This is a genomic window from Mycobacterium sp. Panama NTM2, from assembly GCF_054355555.1.
The window spans coordinates 2,792,235-2,810,518 of record NZ_CM135953.1 but is presented as its reverse complement, the minus strand read 5'-3'; the positions used below and the strand labels follow the sequence as shown (position 1 = coordinate 2,810,518).

At 69.9% G+C, this 18,284-nt stretch carries 13 protein-coding genes; 9 read left to right on the top strand and 4 right to left on the bottom strand.

What is annotated here, in order from left to right; genetic code table 11:
• Window positions 1-46: 46 nt before the first annotated feature.
• Together gndA and ACXYX3_RS13280 are read left to right on the top strand one after the other, a co-directional pair.
• Window positions 47-1,507 (top strand): NADP-dependent phosphogluconate dehydrogenase, encoded by a 1,461-nt coding sequence (gene gndA / locus ACXYX3_RS13285; RefSeq protein ID WP_458607824.1) that lies wholly within the window; start codon window positions 47-49, stop codon window positions 1,505-1,507.
• Between the two features lie 99 nt (window positions 1,508-1,606).
• Entirely contained in the window at window positions 1,607-3,046 is a 1,440-nt protein-coding gene (locus ACXYX3_RS13280) for a GuaB1 family IMP dehydrogenase-related protein (RefSeq protein WP_458607823.1), read from the top strand.
• Here ACXYX3_RS13280 and ACXYX3_RS13275 read toward each other — a convergent pair.
• Genes ACXYX3_RS13275 through ACXYX3_RS13265 form a run of 3 tightly spaced genes read right to left on the bottom strand, consistent with a single transcriptional unit; the run spans window position 2,999 to window position 6,538 of the window.
• Window positions 2,999-4,048 carry an ABC transporter ATP-binding protein gene (locus ACXYX3_RS13275; protein ID WP_458607822.1) on the bottom strand — a complete coding sequence of 350 codons (1,050 nt, stop codon included), beginning with the start codon at window positions 4,046-4,048 and terminating at the stop codon, window positions 2,999-3,001. The genes ACXYX3_RS13280 and ACXYX3_RS13275 overlap by 48 nt on opposite strands.
• Complete coding sequence (locus tag ACXYX3_RS13270) at window positions 4,041-5,573, bottom strand: ABC transporter permease (protein ID WP_458607821.1); 1,533 nt, start codon at window positions 5,571-5,573, stop codon at window positions 4,041-4,043. Before ACXYX3_RS13270 ends, ACXYX3_RS13275 begins: the two co-directional genes overlap by 8 nt.
• Window positions 5,570-6,538 (bottom strand): iron ABC transporter substrate-binding protein, encoded by a 969-nt coding sequence (locus ACXYX3_RS13265; RefSeq protein WP_458612079.1) that lies wholly within the window; start codon window positions 6,536-6,538, stop codon window positions 5,570-5,572. Before ACXYX3_RS13265 ends, ACXYX3_RS13270 begins: the two co-directional genes overlap by 4 nt.
• A gap of 376 nt (window positions 6,539-6,914) precedes the next feature.
• On the opposite strand from ACXYX3_RS13265, the gene ACXYX3_RS13260 reads away from it, so the two are divergent.
• The 7 genes from ACXYX3_RS13260 to ACXYX3_RS13230 all read left to right on the top strand — a co-directional run bounded on the left by ACXYX3_RS13260 (window position 6,915) and on the right by ACXYX3_RS13230 (window position 17,463).
• Complete coding sequence (locus tag ACXYX3_RS13260; protein ID WP_458607820.1) at window positions 6,915-8,291, top strand: hemolysin family protein; 1,377 nt, start codon at window positions 6,915-6,917, stop codon at window positions 8,289-8,291.
• Window positions 8,284-9,345: a hemolysin family protein gene (locus tag ACXYX3_RS13255; protein ID WP_458607819.1), complete on the top strand. Its 1,062-nt coding sequence runs from the start codon at window positions 8,284-8,286 to the stop codon at window positions 9,343-9,345. Before ACXYX3_RS13260 ends, ACXYX3_RS13255 begins: the two co-directional genes overlap by 8 nt.
• Before the next feature lie 5 nt (window positions 9,346-9,350).
• A complete protein-coding gene (locus tag ACXYX3_RS13250) occupies window positions 9,351-10,325 on the top strand; it encodes a 3-methyladenine DNA glycosylase (RefSeq protein ID WP_458607818.1) in 975 nt (324 codons plus the stop codon).
• Window positions 10,322-12,523 carry a malate synthase G gene (locus ACXYX3_RS13245; protein ID WP_458607817.1) on the top strand — a complete coding sequence of 734 codons (2,202 nt, stop codon included), beginning with the start codon at window positions 10,322-10,324 and terminating at the stop codon, window positions 12,521-12,523. The genes ACXYX3_RS13250 and ACXYX3_RS13245 overlap by 4 nt, the downstream gene beginning before the upstream one ends.
• Before the next feature lie 47 nt (window positions 12,524-12,570).
• Window positions 12,571-14,463, top strand: coding sequence for a substrate-binding domain-containing protein (locus ACXYX3_RS13240; RefSeq protein ID WP_458607816.1), 1,893 nt, complete (start codon window positions 12,571-12,573; stop codon window positions 14,461-14,463).
• A 52-nt stretch (window positions 14,464-14,515) separates the two neighbouring features.
• Complete coding sequence (locus ACXYX3_RS13235; protein WP_458607815.1) at window positions 14,516-16,117, top strand: peroxidase family protein; 1,602 nt, start codon at window positions 14,516-14,518, stop codon at window positions 16,115-16,117.
• Between the two features lie 167 nt (window positions 16,118-16,284).
• Window positions 16,285-17,463 carry an alkane 1-monooxygenase gene (locus tag ACXYX3_RS13230; protein WP_458607814.1) on the top strand — a complete coding sequence of 393 codons (1,179 nt, stop codon included), beginning with the start codon at window positions 16,285-16,287 and terminating at the stop codon, window positions 17,461-17,463.
• On the opposite strand, the gene ACXYX3_RS13225 is transcribed toward ACXYX3_RS13230, so the two are convergent.
• Window positions 17,446-18,276, bottom strand: coding sequence for an SDR family NAD(P)-dependent oxidoreductase (locus tag ACXYX3_RS13225; protein WP_458612078.1), 831 nt, complete (start codon window positions 18,274-18,276; stop codon window positions 17,446-17,448). The two genes, ACXYX3_RS13230 and ACXYX3_RS13225, sit on opposite strands and share 18 nt — an antisense overlap.
• Window positions 18,277-18,284 lie beyond the last annotated feature (8 nt).

Below are 18,284 nucleotides of genomic sequence, written 5' to 3'. Positions count from 1 at the left end.
ATCTGCTCGACTGCACGCAACAACCGCACAACGAAAGGCGCCCTGCATGACCGACTCCGCTAGCTCGACGACCGGCACCGCGCAGATCGGGGTGACCGGCCTTGCAGTGATGGGGTCGAACCTGGCGCGCAACTTCGCCCACCACGGCTACACCGTCGCGCTGCACAACCGCACCACCGCCAAGACCGATGCGCTGCTCGCCGAGCACGGCTCGGAAGGAAAGTTCGTGCGCAGCGAGACGATCGAGGAGTTCCTCGATGCGCTGGAGAAGCCGCGCCGCGTGATCATCATGGTCAAGGCCGGTGATCCCACCGACGCCGTCATCAACGAGCTCGCCGACGCCATGGAAGAAGGCGACATCATCATCGATGGCGGCAATGCGCTCTACACGGACACCATTCGCCGGGAGAAGGCGATCCGGGAGCGCGGTCTGCACTTCGTCGGCGCCGGCATCAGCGGCGGCGAGGAAGGTGCGCTCAACGGCCCGTCGATCATGCCGGGCGGGCCCGCGGAGTCCTACAAGAGCCTGGGCCCGCTACTCGAGGAGATCTCCGCCCACGTCGACGGCGTGCCGTGCTGCACCCACATCGGCCCCGACGGCGCCGGACACTTCGTCAAGATGGTGCACAACGGCATCGAGTACTCCGACATGCAGCTCATCGGCGAGGCCTACCAGCTGCTGCGCGACGGGCTCGGCATGAGCGCAACCGAAATCGCCGACGTGTTCGCCGAGTGGAACACCGGCGACCTGGACAGCTTCCTGATCGAGATCACCGCGACCGTGCTGCGCCAGACCGACGCCGCGACGGGCAAGCCGCTGGTCGACGTGATCCTCGATGAGGCCGAGCAGAAGGGCACCGGCCGCTGGACGGTCAAGTCCGCGCTGGATCTGGGCGTGCCGGTCACCGGCATCGCCGAGGCGGTGTTCGCCCGCGCGCTGTCCGGATCGGTCGCCCAGCGCAAGGCCACCACCGGGTTGGCATCCGGCGAATTGGGTGAGAAGCCCTCCGACGCAAAACAATTCGTCGACGACGTCGGCAAGGCTCTGTACGCATCGAAGATCATCGCCTACGCCCAGGGCTTCAACCAGATCCAGGCCGGCAGCGCCGAATACGACTGGGACATCAAGCCCGGCGACATGGCACGGATCTGGCGCGGCGGCTGCATCATCCGCGCCAAGTTCCTCAACCGGATCACCGACGCGTTCGACGAGGATCCCGAGCTGGCGACGCTGATCGCCGCGCCGTACTTCCGCGAGGCCATCGAGTCGGGTATCGACAGCTGGCGCCGCGTCGTGGTGAAGGCCACCGAACTCGGCATCCCGATCCCCGGCTTCGCCTCCGCGCTGTCGTACTACGACGCGCTGCGCACCGAGCGGCTGCCCGCCGCCCTGACCCAGGGGCTGCGCGACTTCTTCGGTGCACACACCTACGGCCGCATCGACGCCGACCGCGACAAGCGCTTCCACACGCTGTGGAGCGGGGACCGCAGCCAGATCGAGGCCTGATTCTCCCCGCGAGCAGACGCGAACTCGAGTGTTTGAGGCCCCTGGGGCTCGAGTTCGCGTCTGCTCGCCGGATGAGGTGACCCCACTAGACTCGCGGGCGTGAAGTTCCTCGAGGGCCACCGGCCGCCGTACGACCTGACCTACAACGACGTCTTCATCGTTCCGGGCCGCACACAGGTCGCCTCGCGATTCGACGTCGACCTGTCCACCGTCGACGGCTCCGGCACCACGATCCCGGTCGTCGTCGCGAACATGACCGCGGTCGCCGGCCGGCGGATGGCAGAGACGGTCGCTCGCCGCGGCGGAATCGTGGTGCTGCCCCAGGACCTGCCGCTCTCAGCGGTCCAGCACACCGTCGACTTCGTCAAGAGCCGCGACACCGTCGTCGACACCCCGGTCACGCTCTCCCCCGACGACTCGGTCTCCGACGCGTGCGCGCTGATCAACAAGCGGGCCCACGGCGCGGCGGTCGTCCTCGACGACAACCGGCCGGCCGGGCTCGTCACCGAATCGGTGTGCAGCGGTGTGGACCGCTTCACCAGGGTGCGGGACGTCGCGATCTCGGACTTCGTCACCGCGCCGGTGGGCACCGACCCGCGCAAGGTCTTCGACCTGCTCGACCACGCACCCGGCGCAGACGTCGCGGTGCTCACCGACGCCGACGGCGCCCTGGCCGGCGTGCTCACCCGCACCGGCGCCGTCCGCGCCGGCATCTACACCCCCGCTCTCGACGACCGGGGCCGGCTGCGCATCGCCGCCGCCGTCGGCATCAACGGCGACGTCGCGGCCAAGGCGCGGGGACTGGCCGACGCGGGCGCCGACCTGCTGGTCATCGACACCGCCCACGGCCATCAGGCCAAGATGCTCGACGCGATCGCCGCCGTCGCCGCGCTCGATCTGGGCCTGCCCCTGGTCGCCGGCAACGTCGTCTCCGCCGAGGGCACCCGCGACCTGATCAACGCGGGCGCCTCGATCGTGAAGGTCGGCGTCGGTCCCGGCGCGATGTGCACCACCCGGATGATGACCGGTGTGGGCCGGCCGCAGTTCTCCGCGGTCGTCGAATGTGCCGCTGCGGCAGCGGAACTCGGAGGGCACGTGTGGGCCGACGGCGGCGTGCGCCATCCGCGGGACGTGGCGCTGGCGCTGGCCGCCGGCGCGTCCAACGTGATGATCGGCTCCTGGTTCGCCGGCACCTACGAGTCCCCCGGCGACCTGCTGCACGACCGCGACGACAAGCCGTATAAGGAGAGCTACGGCATGGCCTCCAAGCGTGCCGTCGCCGCGCGCACCGCGGCCGACAGCGCCTTCGACCGTGCCCGCAAGGGCCTGTTCGAGGAGGGCATCTCGACCTCCCGGATGAACCTCGACCCCGCCCGCGGCGGCGTCGAGGACCTGCTCGACCACATCACCTCGGGCGTACGCAGCACCTGCACCTACGTCGGTGCGCGCACGCTGCCCGAACTGCACGAGAAGGTGGTGCTCGGGGTGCAGTCAGCCGCCGGCTTCGCCGAGGGCCACCCCCTGCCCACCGGCTGGTGACGGATAGGCCAGCACCGACCCGCCCACCTCGACGCCGACGTCGGACCCGAGCTCCAGATCGGCCCGGCCCGGCACCCGCATCCGCACCGTGCAGCCGTCCGGCAGCCGCAGCTCGATCGCGGTGTCCGAGCCGTAGAACCGGCACGCCGTGACGCGGGCGGGGCGACCCCCCGCCGCGAGCCGCAGCTGCTCGGGACGCAACACCACCACCGCGGCACCGTCGGCGACGCGCATGAGCGGGCGCAACGCCCCGAGCGCGGTGTGCACGACGCCTGCGGAGGCGGTGCCGGCCAGCTCCACCGTCGCACCGATGAACCGGGCGGCCGCCAGCGTGGCCGGACACTGGTACAGCTCGGCCGGGCTGCCGTGCTGGGCGATCGAACCGTCGATCAGCAGGGCCACCGAGTCGGCCAGCGACAGAGCCTCGGTCTGGTCATGGGTGACCAGCACCGACGTCGTCGCGGTGTCCCGCAGAATCGTCGCGATGTCCTCGCGCACCCGGGTGCGCAACCCTGCGTCGAGTGCCGCGAACGGCTCGTCGAGCAGCAGCACCCGCGGCCGGGCCGCCAGCGCGCGGGCCAGCGCCACCCGCTGTTGCTGTCCGCCGGAGAGCTCATGCGGCCGGGCATCGGCGAGCCCCTCGAGTCCCACCACGTCGAGCCACTTCTCGACCCGCTCGCCGCGCGGCATCCCGAACGCGATGTTGCCGCCGACGCTCAGATGCGGGAACAGGGCACCTTCCTGCGGCATCAGGCCGACGCGGCGCCGATGGACGGGCACCGGTGCGGGCCCGCCCGCCACCAGCTGACCGGCGATCCGGACCGTGCCGGCATCGGGATCGGTGAAGCCGGCGATGATGCGCAGCAGCGTGGTCTTGCCGCAACCCGACGGCCCGAGCACCGCGGTCATCGTGCCGTCGGGCACGACCAGATCGGCCCCGGCGAGCACCCGCCGGGTGCCGAAGAACTTCTGGATGCCGTGCGCGGCCACCCCGTCAGTCACCGCGCACGCTCCACACGCCGAGCAGCGCGGTCGGGACAGCCGCGAAGACCAGCAGGGCGGCTGCGTACGGCGCGGCGGCGGCGTAGTCGCTGACCGAGCTGTACCCCCACAACCGGGTGGCCAGCGTGTCCGTTCCGGTCGGATGCAGCAGCAGCGTCACCGGCAATTCCTTCATGCACGTCAGCAGTACCATCGCCGCTCCCGCCGCGATACCGGGGAGCGCCACCCGGGCCGTCACCGCAACGAACGCGCGCACCGGCGCGCGGCCGAGCGACCGCGCGACCTCCTCCAGCCGGATCGGCGCCGACTCGACTGCCGCCCGCACCGACCCGACGGCCAGGGGTACGAACAACACCGTGTACGCCAGGATGAGCAGCGGTTCCCGCTGGTAAATCGGCCGTAGCAGCAACACCCCGAGCGACACCATAGAAATCGCGATCACGATCGCCGGCAGGCCGTGCGCAACGTAGCTCGCGCCCTCCAACGCCCGGGTCGCGCGGTCGCGATGCCGCGCGGCCAGCACGCCGAGGGGCAGTGCTGCGACCGTCGACACCACCGCGGCGGCCGCCGAGAGCCACAGCGTGGCGCCCAGTGCCGCGCTCCACAGGCCGCCGTCCCAGCGGGCGCCCGCGGTGGCCAGCCACTCCGCGAGTTCGGCGGCCGGCACGGCGACCGCAGCGGCCAGCACCGCGACGGGCACGACCAGCGCCGGCCCCTGCCAGCTGCCGAGCCGGCTCACCGGCGCCGGCCGCGGGGTGCCCGAGCCGACGCGCGACGCCGCAGCCCGGCCCCGCGCGGCGTGCTCGGCGACCACCAGGGCCACCGCGAACACCAGCAGCACCAGAGACAGCACCGCGGCGCGGGACGGGTTGAACCCCGAGCGGTAGGCGCCGTAGATCACCCAGGTGAAGGCCTCGTACCGCATGGCGGCCACCGCCCCGAAGTCGCTGAGCACGTACAGCGCCACCAGCAGCGCCCCCGCGGCGATCGCCGCCCGGGACTGGCGCAGCGTCACCCCGAACAACACCGCCCAACCGCCCCGCCCCAGCGAGCGCGCCACCTCTTCCTGTGCGGGATCGACCCGGGCCAGCGCGGCCGTCGTCGTCAGCAACACCAGCGGGTAGCTCACCAGCGTCAGGACCAGCACCGCACCCCAGAACCCGGCGATCGACGGCACGGCAGAGACCCACAGGTAGGCCAGCAGATAGCTCGGCATCGCCAGCGGCAGCGTCAGCACCACGCTCCAGATCCGCCGGCCCACCAGATCGGTGCGGGTGAGCAGGACGGCGAGGGTCACCCCCAGCAGCACGCACGCGACGGTCACGGTGACCACCAGCAGCAGCGACCGGCCGATCAGCGCCGCGGTGCGCGGCTGCAGCACCTCGTCGACGACCGCGGTCCAGCCCCGCGAGAACGCGCGGTCACCCAGATAGACCAGTGGGATCAGCGTCGCGGCCGCCACCAGCGCGGCCGCCGCGAACAGCAGTACCGGCGGGCGGGCCGCCCGGATCGAGCCTGCGGTCAATTGGTGAGCAGGCCGGTCTCGACCAGGAGCTCCTGCGTGGTCTCGATGTCGTCGAGCTGCGACAGATCGACCGCGGGCGGCTGCAGTTCACTGAGCGGCGGCATCTGCCCCGACGGCGACACGCCCGCGGCGAGCGGGTACTCCTCGGTTTCCTGAGCGAAGTACTTCTGCGCGGACTCGCCGACCAGATAGGACGCGAACCGTTGTGCGCCTTCGGGATTCGGGGCGGCCTTGAGGACGCCGACGCCCGCGACGTTGACCAGACCGCCGGGATCACCGGCGGCCATGAACTTGTTCTGCGCCGTCACCGCGTCCGCGCCCTTGGCGTCGATCAGCTCGTAGAGGTAGTAGTGGTTGACCAGGCCCAGCGGCACCTGACCGGCATCCACGGCGTCCCGCACTGCGACGTTGTTCTCGTACGGCGTGGGGTCCTGGGCCTTGAACGCGCGCAGCCATTGTTCCGCGCCGTCCTCGCCGCGCACCACCCGCAGCCCGGTCACGAACGCCTGCCATGACGCATTGCTCGGCGCGAAGCCGATCTTGCCCTTCCATTCCGGGGCCAGCAGCCCGTCGATCGTGTCCGGCGGCGTGGGCACCAGCGTGGGGTTGTACACCACGACCCGAGCGCGGCCGGACACCCCGACCCAGGTGCCGTCTGCGGCCGCGTACTGCGCGGGGACCGCTCGGAGCGTCTCGGCGTCGATCGGCGCGAAGAGCCCGGCCTTCGACACCGCGCCCAGCGCGCCGGCGTCCTGGGACAGGAAGACGTCGGCCGGGGACTCGTCGCCCTCGGTGATCAGCTGCGCGGCCATCTCCGCCGAGCCGGCATAGCGCGCTTCCACCTTTATGCCGGTGTCCTCGGTGAACTGGGTGAACAGCGGAGCCACCAGCTCCTCGCTGCGCCCCGAATACACCACCACCTTGTCGGCGTCGTCGGTCGTGTTCGACGGTCCGCAGGCCGTCATGGCCACCAGCGCGGCGACGGTGGCGACCGCCCCCACCCACCGGGAGGGCCGGGAGTTCGAGCGAGTGACCGACTGTGTGAGCGACATGGGTCCGCCTTTCCTGATCGTTCGCTGTGAACCTACCACCGCGCTAAGGCGAGCCTAACCAGACCGATTGCCCGGCTCGGGGCAGCCGGACAGGTCGGCTAGCATGAACGGGCACTACCGTTTGTCACTGCGCCGAAAGGGATCAGGTGCCGCAGGCACTGGATGGACGCCCATCCGAGCCGGCCATACTCGCCGAGCGGCCCGACCGGGAGCCGGCCGAGACCGAGCCCTCCTCTAGTCAGCCGGGCGCTGGGCCCGGCGTCCCTTGTGTCTCGTCGGGCGGCCGCCGGTGACCGTCGTTACCTCGCTGCTCTCACTGCTGGCCATCGTGGTGCTCACCGCGGGCACCGCGGTGTTCGTCGCCGCCGAGTTCTCGCTGACCGCCCTCGAGCGCAGCACCGTCGAAGCCAATGCGCGATCGGGTAACCGCCGCGACCAGATGGTGCAACGCGCCCACCGCACGCTGTCCACCCAGCTCTCGGGGGCGCAGGTCGGCATCTCGATCACCACGCTGGCCACCGGCTTCCTCGCCGAACCCGTACTGGCCCGCCTCCTCGAGCCCGGGTTGGCCGCGTTGTCGCTACCGGAGAGCTTCGCGACCACGCTGGCGCTGATCCTGGCCATCCTGATCGCCACCTCGGTGTCGATGGTGTTCGGCGAGCTGGTACCCAAGAATCTCGCCGTCGCCCGGCCCGTGCCCACGGCGCGGTTCGCCTCGGGCCCGCAGCTGATGTTCTCGTTCCTGTTCACCCCGCTGATCCGGCTCACCAACGGGACCGCGAACTGGATTCTGCGCCGCGTGGGCATCGAGCCGGCCGAGGAGTTGCGGTCGGCTCGCTCCCCGCAGGAACTGGTGTCGCTGGTGCGCACCTCGGCCGAGAGCGGCTCGCTCGATCCGGTCACCGCCGTGCTGGTCGACCGCTCGCTGCAATTCGGCGTCCGCACCGCCGAGGAGCTGATGACACCGCGGTCGAAGATCGACACCCTCGACGCCGACGACACTGTGCTCGATCTGAGCCAGGCGGCGGTCCGTACCGGGCACTCGCGGTTCCCGGTGATCCGCGGCGACTTGGACGAGACCATCGGCGTCGTGCACGTCAAGCAGGTGTTCGCGGTGCCGCGCGACCAGCGCGCCACCCGCAAGCTGTCCGACATCGTGCAGTCCGTCGCGCGCGTGCCGTCGACCCTCGACGGCGACGCGGTGATGTCCGAGGTGCGTGCCAACGGACTGGCCACCGCCCTCGTCGTCGACGAGTACGGCGGCACCGCCGGCATGGTGACCGTCGAGGACCTGATCGAGGAGATCGTCGGCGACGTCCGCGACGAACACGACGACGAGCCGCCCGACGTGGTCCATGCCGGTGAAGGCTGGCAGGTGTCAGGACTGCTGCGCATCGACGAGGTCGCCGAGAACACCGAGTTCCGGGCTCCGGAGGGCGACTACGAGACGATCGGCGGTCTGGTCCTCGAACAGCTCGGCCACATCCCCGACGAAGGGGAATCGGTGGAACTGGTCGCCTTCGACCCCGACGGGCCGATCGACGACCCGATCCGGTGGCTGGCCACCGTGGTGAAAATGGACGGCCGTCGCATCGATCAGCTGGAGCTGACCAGGCTCGGCCGTGCCGCCGACGAGGCCGAGAGCGGCGGGGAATCCGATGGGTGACGTCTTCGGCGTACTGCTCACCTTCGTGCTGCTCGCCGCCAACGCCTTCTTCGTGGCCTCGGAGTTCGCGCTGATCTCCGCCCGCCGCGACCGGCTCGAAGCACTCGCCGAGCAGGGCAAGAACAGCGCGGTCACCGTGATCAGGGCCGGTGAGAACCTGTCCCTGATGCTCGCCGGCGCCCAGCTCGGCATCACGGTGTGTTCGATCCTGCTGGGCCGGGTCGCCGAACCCGCGGTGGCGCATCTGCTGGAGAAGCCGTTCGAGCTCCTCGGCATTCCGACCGCGCTGCTGCACACCGTCTCGTTCCTGGTGGCGCTGTCGATCGTCGTGACGCTGCACGTGCTGCTCGGCGAGATGGTGCCCAAGAACATCGCGATCGCCGGACCCGAGTCGACGGCGATGCTGCTGATCCCGATCTACCTGGTCTGGATCCGCGCCGCCCGGCCGTTCATCGCCTTCTACAACTGGTGTGCCAACACCACGCTGCGGGCGTTCGGGGTGGAACCCAAGGACGAGCTCGACGTGACGGTGTCGACGGTCGAGCTGTCGGAGATGATCGCCGAATCGCTGTCGGAGGGGCTGCTCGACCCCGAGGAGCACACCCGGCTGACCCGGGCGCTGCAGATCCGCAACCGGGTGGTCAACGACGTCGCGCTGCCACTGCACCAGATCCGCGCGGTTCCCGCCGCGCGCTCCGGGGCGGGGCCGACGATCGGCGCGCTGGAACAGGCACTCAAGGAGACCGGGTACTCGCGCTTCCCCGTCGCCGACCCCTCCGGCGCGTACGTCGGCTATCTGCACATCAAAGACGTGCTCCCGCTGCTGGACGGTCCCAACGACGATTCGGTGGTGCTGGAGTCGTCGATGGTGCGCCCGCTGCCCCAGGTGCCGGCCTCCATGCCGCTCCCCGATGCGCTGACCCGGCTGCGCCGCACCAACAGCCACCTCGCGCTGGTCACCGCGGCCGACGGCACGATCACCGCGATGGTCGCGCTGGAAGACCTCGTCGAAGACCTGGTCGGGACGGTCCGGGACGGCACCCACCGGGTGTGATTCGGATGGCAGCGCGGATGACGTGGCAGGAGCGGGCCGCCGCCCATCGTCGGCGCGCCGACGCCCTGCTGGCCCCGCACGTCGAGCGCCGGCAGGCCGGGCTGGCTCACCCGGTATTCGATTTCCTGTTCACCTACTACCGCTTGCGTCCGCGGCACCTGCGCGTCTGGCATCCCGGCTACGGTGTCGTGCTGACCGGGCCCGGGGCGCGGGACTACCTCACCCGGGCCGGCTACCACCGCCACGGCGGCGGGGTCGCCGTCAGCCGCGACCATCTGGTGGCGCGGTCGGACACCGTGGGATTCATCGCCGATCTGCTGACCGCAACGGCGTCACGACCGCCCCGGTTCGGCTGCTTCGGCATGCACGAGTGGGCGATGGTGTACCGGACGTCGGAGGTGCGCCACGGCGCGGTGCCGCTGCGCCTGGGGGCGGCGGGCACGGATGCGGTGGTCGAGTCGATGCCGTTGCGGTGCAGCCATTTCGACGCTTATCGGTTCTTCACTCCCGCGGCCGCGCCGCGCAACGCCCGACCGCTGTCGCGGGCGACGCAGATCACCGAGGAACAGCCGGGATGCGTGCACGCGGGCATGGATCTGTACAAGTGGGCGGCCAAGCTGGGACCGCTGATCGAATCCTCGTTGCTGCTGGATTGTTTCGCCCTCGCGGTGGACGCGCGGGTGCTCGACATGCGCGCCAGCCCCTACGACCTGCGGGACTTCGGCCTCGCACCCATCCCGGTCGAAACATCCGCGGGCCGAGCGCAATACGCCGCTGCCCAGGAGGCGATCAGCGTGCGCGCCGCCCCGCTGCGGGCGCGGCTCATCGACGCCTGCGACGCGCTCGCGGCCTCGGCTGACAACGGGGCTGCGCTCACCGGCACCGGTGGGGTGTTTACCGGCGGGTACGCTGGTTCGACGGAATTCACGACAGGTAGCGCGGGTTCGAGCGCGCGCATGCCGCCGAGGGAGGACTCATGACGGAACGTGTGACGGTGGGTAACCTGCGCGTCGCCCCGGTGCTGTACGACTTCATCACGAACGAGGCGCTCCCGGGTACCGGTATCGATCCCGACACGTTCTGGTCCGGTGTCGACAAGGTCGTCGCCGACCTCACCCCGAAGAACGAGGAGCTGCTGGCGCGCCGCGACGAGTTGCAGGCCCAGATCGATCGGTGGCATCGGGCCCGCATCATCGGCGGCTTCGACCCCGAGGAGTACAAGCAGTTCCTCACCGACATCGGATACCTCGAGCCCGAGCCCGCCGACTTCACGATCAGCACCTCCGGCGTGGACGACGAGATCACCACCACCGCCGGCCCGCAGCTGGTGGTGCCGGTGCTCAACGCGCGCTTCGCGCTCAACGCCGCCAACGCCCGCTGGGGCTCGCTGTACGACGCGCTCTACGGCACCGACGTGATCCCCACCGACGGCGGCGCCGAGCCCGGCGATTCTTACAACAAGGTGCGCGGCGACAAAGTGATCGCCTACGCCCGGACGTTCCTCGACGGTGCCGCGCCGCTGGCGCAGGGCTCCTGGGCCGACATCACCGGGCTGACCGTCGCCGACGGCGCGGTGACCGTGACGCTGGACGACGAATCGGTTTCGCTCGAGGATCCGGCCCAGTTCGTCGGCTACCTCGGCGAGCCCGACGCCCCGACCGCGGTGCTGCTGGTCAACAACGGCCTGCACATCGAGATCCTCATCGACGCCGACTCCCCCATCGGCTCCACCGACAAGGCCGGCATCAAGGACGTCGTGCTCGAGTCGGCGATCACCACGATCATGGACTTCGAGGACTCGGTGGCCGCCGTCGACGCCGACGACAAGGTGCTCGGCTACCGGAACTGGCTGGGCCTCAACCGCGGTGACCTGGCCGAAGAGGTCCGCAAGGGCGGCAAGACGTTCACCCGGGTGCTCAACGACGACCGCACCTTCACCGGTCCGGACGGCGCGGAGGTCACGCTGCCGGGCCGCAGCCTGCTGTTCGTCCGCAACGTCGGCCATCTGATGACCAACGACGCGATCGTGTTCGCCACAGATGACGGGTCCGACGCCGCCGAGGTGCCCGAGGGCATCCAGGACGCCCTGTTCACCAGCTTGATCGCGATCCACGGCCTGCGCGACGAGGACGGGAACGGCCCGCTGCTCAACAGCCGCACCGGCTCGATCTACATCGTGAAGCCGAAGATGCACGGCCCCGACGAGGTCGCCTTCACCTGCGAGCTGTTCAGCCGCGTCGAGGATGTGCTGGGGCTGCCGCAGAACACCATCAAGGTCGGCATCATGGACGAGGAGCGGCGCACCACGCTGAACCTCAAGGCCTGTATCAAGGCCGCCGCCGACCGTGTGGTGTTCATCAACACCGGCTTCCTGGACCGCACCGGCGACGAGATCCACACGTCGATGGAGGCGGGTCCGATGATCCGCAAGGGCGCGATGAAGTCGACCGCGTGGATTCAGGCCTACGAGAACCAGAACGTCGACATCGGTCTCGAGACCGGGCTCTCCGGCAAGGCGCAGATCGGCAAGGGCATGTGGGCGATGACCGAGCTGATGGCCGACATGGTCGAGCAGAAGATCGGCCAGCCCAAAGCGGGCGCGACCACCGCCTGGGTGCCGTCGCCGACCGCGGCCACCCTGCACGCGATGCACTACCACGCGGTCGACGTGTTCGCGGTGCAGAAGGAGCTCGAGGGCAAGCGCCGCTCCAGCCTCGACGACCTGCTGACGGTTCCGCTGGCCAAGGAGCTGGCGTGGGCGTCCGACGAGATCCGCGAGGAGGTCGACAACAACTGTCAGTCGATCCTCGGCTACGTGGTGCGCTGGATCGACGCAGGTGTCGGCTGCTCGAAGGTGCCCGACATCCATGACGTCGCGCTGATGGAGGACCGGGCCACGCTGCGGATCTCCAGTCAGCTGCTGGCGAATTGGCTGCGGCACGGGGTGATCACCGCCGACGACGTCAAGGCGAGCCTGCGGCGGATGGCCGCCGTGGTCGACGAGCAGAACGCCGCGGATCCCGATTTCCGGCCGATGGCGCCCGACCCGGAGGGCAGCATCGCGTTCCAGGCGGCTCAGGAGCTCATCCTCGACGGTTGCGCGCAGCCCAGCGGCTACACCGAACCGATCCTGCATCGCCGCCGACGTGAGTTCAAAGCCGCCGCCGGCGCGCACTGAGCTCCGGCGACACACCAGGTCAACGACAAGGCAGGTACTGGACCACTTTGGGTAGACACAGCCTCCCCGATCCCGACGACTCCGACTCGACCAGGCGGCAAGGACCTGCACCCGACGAGTCACAGACCGAACGCTTCGGCGCGGCCCGAAAAGCCGACGGATCGCGGCCCGACGGTCAGCGCAGCGGCGGCTGGGACAACGGCGAGTGGACCGGCAGCCACCGGGCGGTCACCCCGGGACGTCGGAAGATCTCGGTCGGCGTCATCGTCGCGCTGATCAGCGTTGTCGTGATCGTCGGCGCGGTGATCATGTGGCGGTTCTTCGGTGATGCGCTGTCGAGCCGTTCGCAGACGGCCGCTGCCCGGTGTGTCGAGGGTGAGGTCGCCGTGGCGGTCGTCGCCGATCCCGCGATCGCGGAGCCCGTGACCGCGCTGGCGCAGCGCTACAACGACACCGCCGAGCCGGTGGGCGACAAGTGCGTGAAGGTCGAGGTCACCTCCGCCGATTCCGATCAGGTGTTCAACGGGCTGACCGGGGACTGGCCCGGTGACCTCGGGCAGCGCCCGGCCCTGTGGATCCCGGCCAGTTCGGCCTCGGAGGCCCGCCTGGAGGCCAAGACCGGACCGCGCACCGTCAGCGACAGCCGCTCCCTGGTCACCTCGCCCGTGGTGCTGGCCACGTCTCCGCAAGTGCAGGGCGCCTTGAAGGACCAGAACTGGGGCACCCTCGCGCGGCTGCAGAGCGATCCTGCCGGACTCGACGGCCTGGGACTGCAGGGCTGGGGCGGACTCCGCCTGGCGCTGCCCGTGAACCAGGACAGCGACGCGTCGTATCTGGCCGCCGAGGCGATCGCCGCCGCATCGGCACCCGCGGGCGCGCCGCCCAGCGCCGGGCTGGGCGCCGTCAGCACCGTCATGGCCGCGGCCCCCGACCTCGACGACGCCACCGCCGGCACGGCGTTCGACGCACTGCTGGGCGCTGACGACCCCGCGACCGCACCGGTGCACGCCGTGGTCACCACCGAGCAGCGGCTCTTCCAGAAGGCTGCCGACCTGCCCGACGCGAACGCCAAGCTGGCGGCGTGGCTGCCGCCGGGACCCACCGCGGTCGCCGACTTCCCCACCGTGTTGCTCTCCGGCGATGGACTGGCCCAGGAGCAGATCTCGGCCGCCAGCGAGTTCGCCCGGTTCATGCGCAAACCCGACCAGCTCGCCGAGCTCGCGAAGGCAGGGTTCCGGGTGGAGGGCCAGCAGCCCCCGGCCAGCGACGTGGTGTCTTTCGGGCCCCTCGGCACACCGGTCGACCTCGGCGACAACGCGCTGCGGGTCACCATTGCCGACATGTTGGCCAGCCCGGCGCAGAGCCCGACCGTCACCGTGATGCTCGACCAGTCGATGCCGACCGACGAGGGCGGGAAATCGCGGTTGAGCAATGTCGTCGACGCGCTCACGGCGCGCCTGCAGGTCCTACCCCCGGATTCCGGGGTGGGATTGTGGACGTTCGACGGGGTGGCCGGACGCTCGGAGGTGCCGCTAGGAGCGCTGTCGGACCAGGTGAACGGCCAGCCGCGCTCGGCCGCGGTGACCGCCGCGCTCGACGGGCAGTCGCCGTCTGACGGCGGCGCGGTGTCGTTCACGACGCTGCGCCTGGTCTACACCGACGCATCGGCGAAATATCGTGAGGGCCAGAAGAATTCGGTGCTCGTGATCACCGCCGGCCCGCACACCGACCAGTCGCTGGGTGCCGACGGACTACAGCAGTACGTCAGCGGCGCGTTCGACCCGGCCAAACCCGTCGCGATCAACGTCATCGACTTCGGCGACGATCCCGACCGCTCCACCTGGGAAGCGGTCTCCCGGACCACGGGCGGCACCTACCAGAACCTGTCCAGCTCGTCGGGTCCGGAGCTGGCGTCGGCCGTCGCGACCATGATGGGCTGAGCGCGCCCCGGAGAACCTCCCCCAGCCGCGCTGTTGACTTATATTGACGTCCGTGACCAGCGGGTTCTGGCGGAAGAACGGTGTCTCGCACGGTGTTCGCATCCTGGCGACCACGCACTTCGCGCTGATCTGGCGCGGGCTGCGCGCGACGCCAGGGGTGTCGAAGCTGGTCAACCGGTGGCTGATCAACTCGCTGATCTACACGATGCCGACCCGAACCGGTGCGTTGAGCACCAAGCAGGACTGGATTTCGTGGGAGTCACTGCACGACCGCCGCTTCAGCCAACGTCATCTGCCGTCGCTGCCGAGCCGTGCGGCCGACCTGCCCGCGCCGGCCACGGTGGCTGCACTGTTCGCCCGTGCGGGCACGCGATGCCCGGAGTCGCCGAAGTCGACGCTGCTCTTCCCGATCTTCGCGCAGTGGTTCGTCGACGGATTCCTGCGGACCGACCCCCGCAACGACAAGAAGAACACCTCGACGCACGACATCGACCTGAGCCAGCTCTACGGCCAGGAGACAGAGGTGACCACGGTGCTGCGGGCGCACACCGGCGGCCGGCTGAAGACCGAACCCACCCTCGACGCCGAGTTCCCGCCCTATCTCTGCGACGCCGACGGCACCGTCAAGCCCGAGTTCGAGGGTCTGCAGACCGAGTTCCGGGGGCGAGACATCAAGGCCGAGCGTGGCGGTCCCGTACCGGATGCCCGCAGATCCACGCTCTTCGCGCTCGGCATCCCCCGCGGCAACATCCACTACGGCTTCGTGATGATGAGCACGCTCTTCCTGCGCGAGCACAACCGCATCGCGGGGCTGATCAGCGAGAAACACCCGGACTGGTCCGACGACCGGGTGTTCGACACCACCCGCAACACGCTGACCGTGGTGCTGCTCAAGATCGTCATCGAGGACTACATCAACCACATCACGCCGATCAAGTTCCCCCTGTTCGTCGAGCCGGGGATCGGCGCAGGCGAGAAGTGGTACCGGCAGAACTGGATGTCGGTCGAGTTCAACCTGCTCTACCGGTGGCATTCGCTGGTGCCGACCGAGGTCACCGTCGGCGGGCAGCAGCGGCGCTTCGCCGATATGTGGTGGGACACCCGTCCCGTCACCGAACACGGGCTGTCCGCGCTGTTCGACGAGGCCTCGCGCCAGCCCTGCAGCACGATCGCCCTCGGCAACACCGACCCGAGCCTGCTGCCGATCGAGGAGAAGTCGATCACGATCGGCCGCGACACCGGGCTGCAGCCCTACAACGCCTACCGGGAGCTGTGCGGTTTTCCCGCGCTCACCACCATCGACGATCTGACCTCGGATCGGCGGACCCGCGATGCGCTGACGGCGTGCTACGGCGCCGACGGGATGGACCGCGTCGAGTTGTTCGTGGGACTGTTCGCCGAAGACGTCCGGCGCGGCAGCACGCTGCCCCCGCTGATGAGCGCGATGGTGGCGGTGGACGCGTTCTCCCAGGCGCTGACCAACCCCTTGCTGGACCCGGGCGTGTACGGTGAGACGACGTTCTCCGCGGTCGGGTGCGAGGTGATTGACTCGACGACGACGCTGTCGGACGTGGTCCTGCGCAACATCTCCGGAGAGGCGCCCGCGCCGCGGGTCAGCCTCGGCCGGCGCCACCGGCGACCCGGCGTCTTCTGATTGGCGAGCAACTGCTCGAAAGGGGTCGGTGAGCAGTCCGACACGACACGCTTCGCTCCTGAGATTGCCCGATGACGAGCAACAATGATATGACGGCGTTACCGGATCGACGCGCGGGGGTGCGAAGATCAGCTAACAGTACGGCGAGGAGGGGGAGCAGGCGCACGATGCCCACCCGACGGCCCGGCCACATCCGATCCGCTGCGGCGCCCCGTGACTGGCGCGACCGCAAGCGCTACGTGTGGCTGCTCGGAATAGTGATCCCCGTCCTGGTCCCCGCCTCGTGGGCAGCCGTTGCGCTGACCGGTTCGGGGCTGTTCTGGTGGTCCGGGCCGGCACTGATGCTGGTGATCATCCCGATGCTGGACTACCTCGTCGGGCCGGACTCGGAGAACCCGCCGGACAGCGTGCTGGTCTACCTCGAGCAGGACCGCTACTACCGGTGGGCCACCTACCTCTATCTGCCCGCGCAGTACATGTCGCTGCTGCTGGCGTGCTGGCTGTGGACCGGCGGGGGCGGGGTGACGATGACGCCGCCCGACAAGGTCGGCCTGATGCTGACCGTAGGCGGCATCGGCGGCATCGCGATCAACACCGCCCACGAGCTGGGCCATCAGCGCGCACGCGCGGAGCGTTGGCTGAGCAAGGTCGCGCTCGCCCAGACCGGCTACGGCCACTTCTTCGTCGAACACAACCGGGGCCACCACGCGCGGGTGGCCACGCCCGAGGACCCGGCGAGCTCACGTCTGGGCGAGAGCGTGTACGCGTTCTACTGGCGCTCGATCACCGGCAGTCTGCGGTCGGCCTGGTCGCTGGAGAGCCGGCGGCTGCGCCGGCACGGACGACGGGTCTGGACGCTGCACAACGACGTGCTCAACGCGTGGCTGATGGCTGTGGTGCTGTTCGCAGCGCTGATCATCGGATTCGGGGTGCAGGTCGTGCCCTGGCTGATCGGTCAGGCTCTGCTGGGCGTCTTCCTGCTCGAGACCATCAACTACCTCGAGCACTACGGTCTGCGCCGGCAGCGCCGGCCCGACGGCTGCTACGAGCCGGTCCGCCCGGCGCACAGTTGGAACAGCAACTCGGTGATCTCCAATGTCTTCCTGTTTCACCTGCAGCGCCACTCCGACCACCACGCGAATCCTCAACGCCGCTACCAGGCGCTGTGCCACGCCGACGAGGCGCCTCAGTTGCCGGCGGGCTACGCGGCCATGGTGGTGCTGGCGTTGTGCCCACCGCTGTGGCGATGGGTCATGGACCGGCGCGTGAAGGACCACTATCGCGGCGACATCCGGCTGGCCGCGCTGCGGCCCCGGCAGGCGCAGCGGTTACTGCAGCGGGGCTGAGGCCACCTCGCGCGTGCGTTTGAGCGCGATCGCGGCCGTCTTCATCGACAGGGTCGGCGACAGGCGTTCCAGGTACCACAGCGCTTTCCACCAGCGCGGTACCACGATGATGGCGTGATTGCGGCGGACGCCGCGCAGGGCCTGGGAGGCGAACTGATCCGGCTCGATGGGGCGCAGCGCCTCACCGAGCTTGATCAGGTTCTCCCGGCTCACGGTGCGATTGCGCCCGTATTCGCCGCCGGACAGGATCGGCGTGCGCACCACCCCGGGGCAGAGCACCGACACCTGCACGCCGTGCGCGGCCGCCTCGACACGCAGTGTTTTCGACAGCGCGACGACGGCGTGCTTGGTGGCCGAGTAACCGGCCTGGGCGGACGTGGTGATCAGGCCCGCCATCGATGCCGTGTTGACGATGTGCCCGCTGCCCTGCGCGATCATCCGCGGATAGGCGGCCTGTACCCCGTGCACCACGCCGCGCAGGTTGACGTCAATGATGTCCGTCCAGTCCTGCAGGGTGAGCGCATCGACCTCACCGCCGATGCCGATACCCGCGTTGTTGAACAGGAGGTCGAGACGGCCGCTGGTGCGCACGGTGTCGGCGATGGCGTCCTCGAACGCTGCGGGATCGCGGACGTCGAGGGCGACGGCGTGGGCGGTGGCACCCGTGCCGCGCAGCCGCTGAGCCACCGTCTCGGCGACCTCGACCTGCCGGTCGGCGATCCACACGTGCGCACCCGCAGCTGCCAGTGCCTCTGAGAGGGCGGCCCCGATTCCCGATGCGCCACCGGTGATGAACGCGACCTTGCCCGCCATACCCTCAG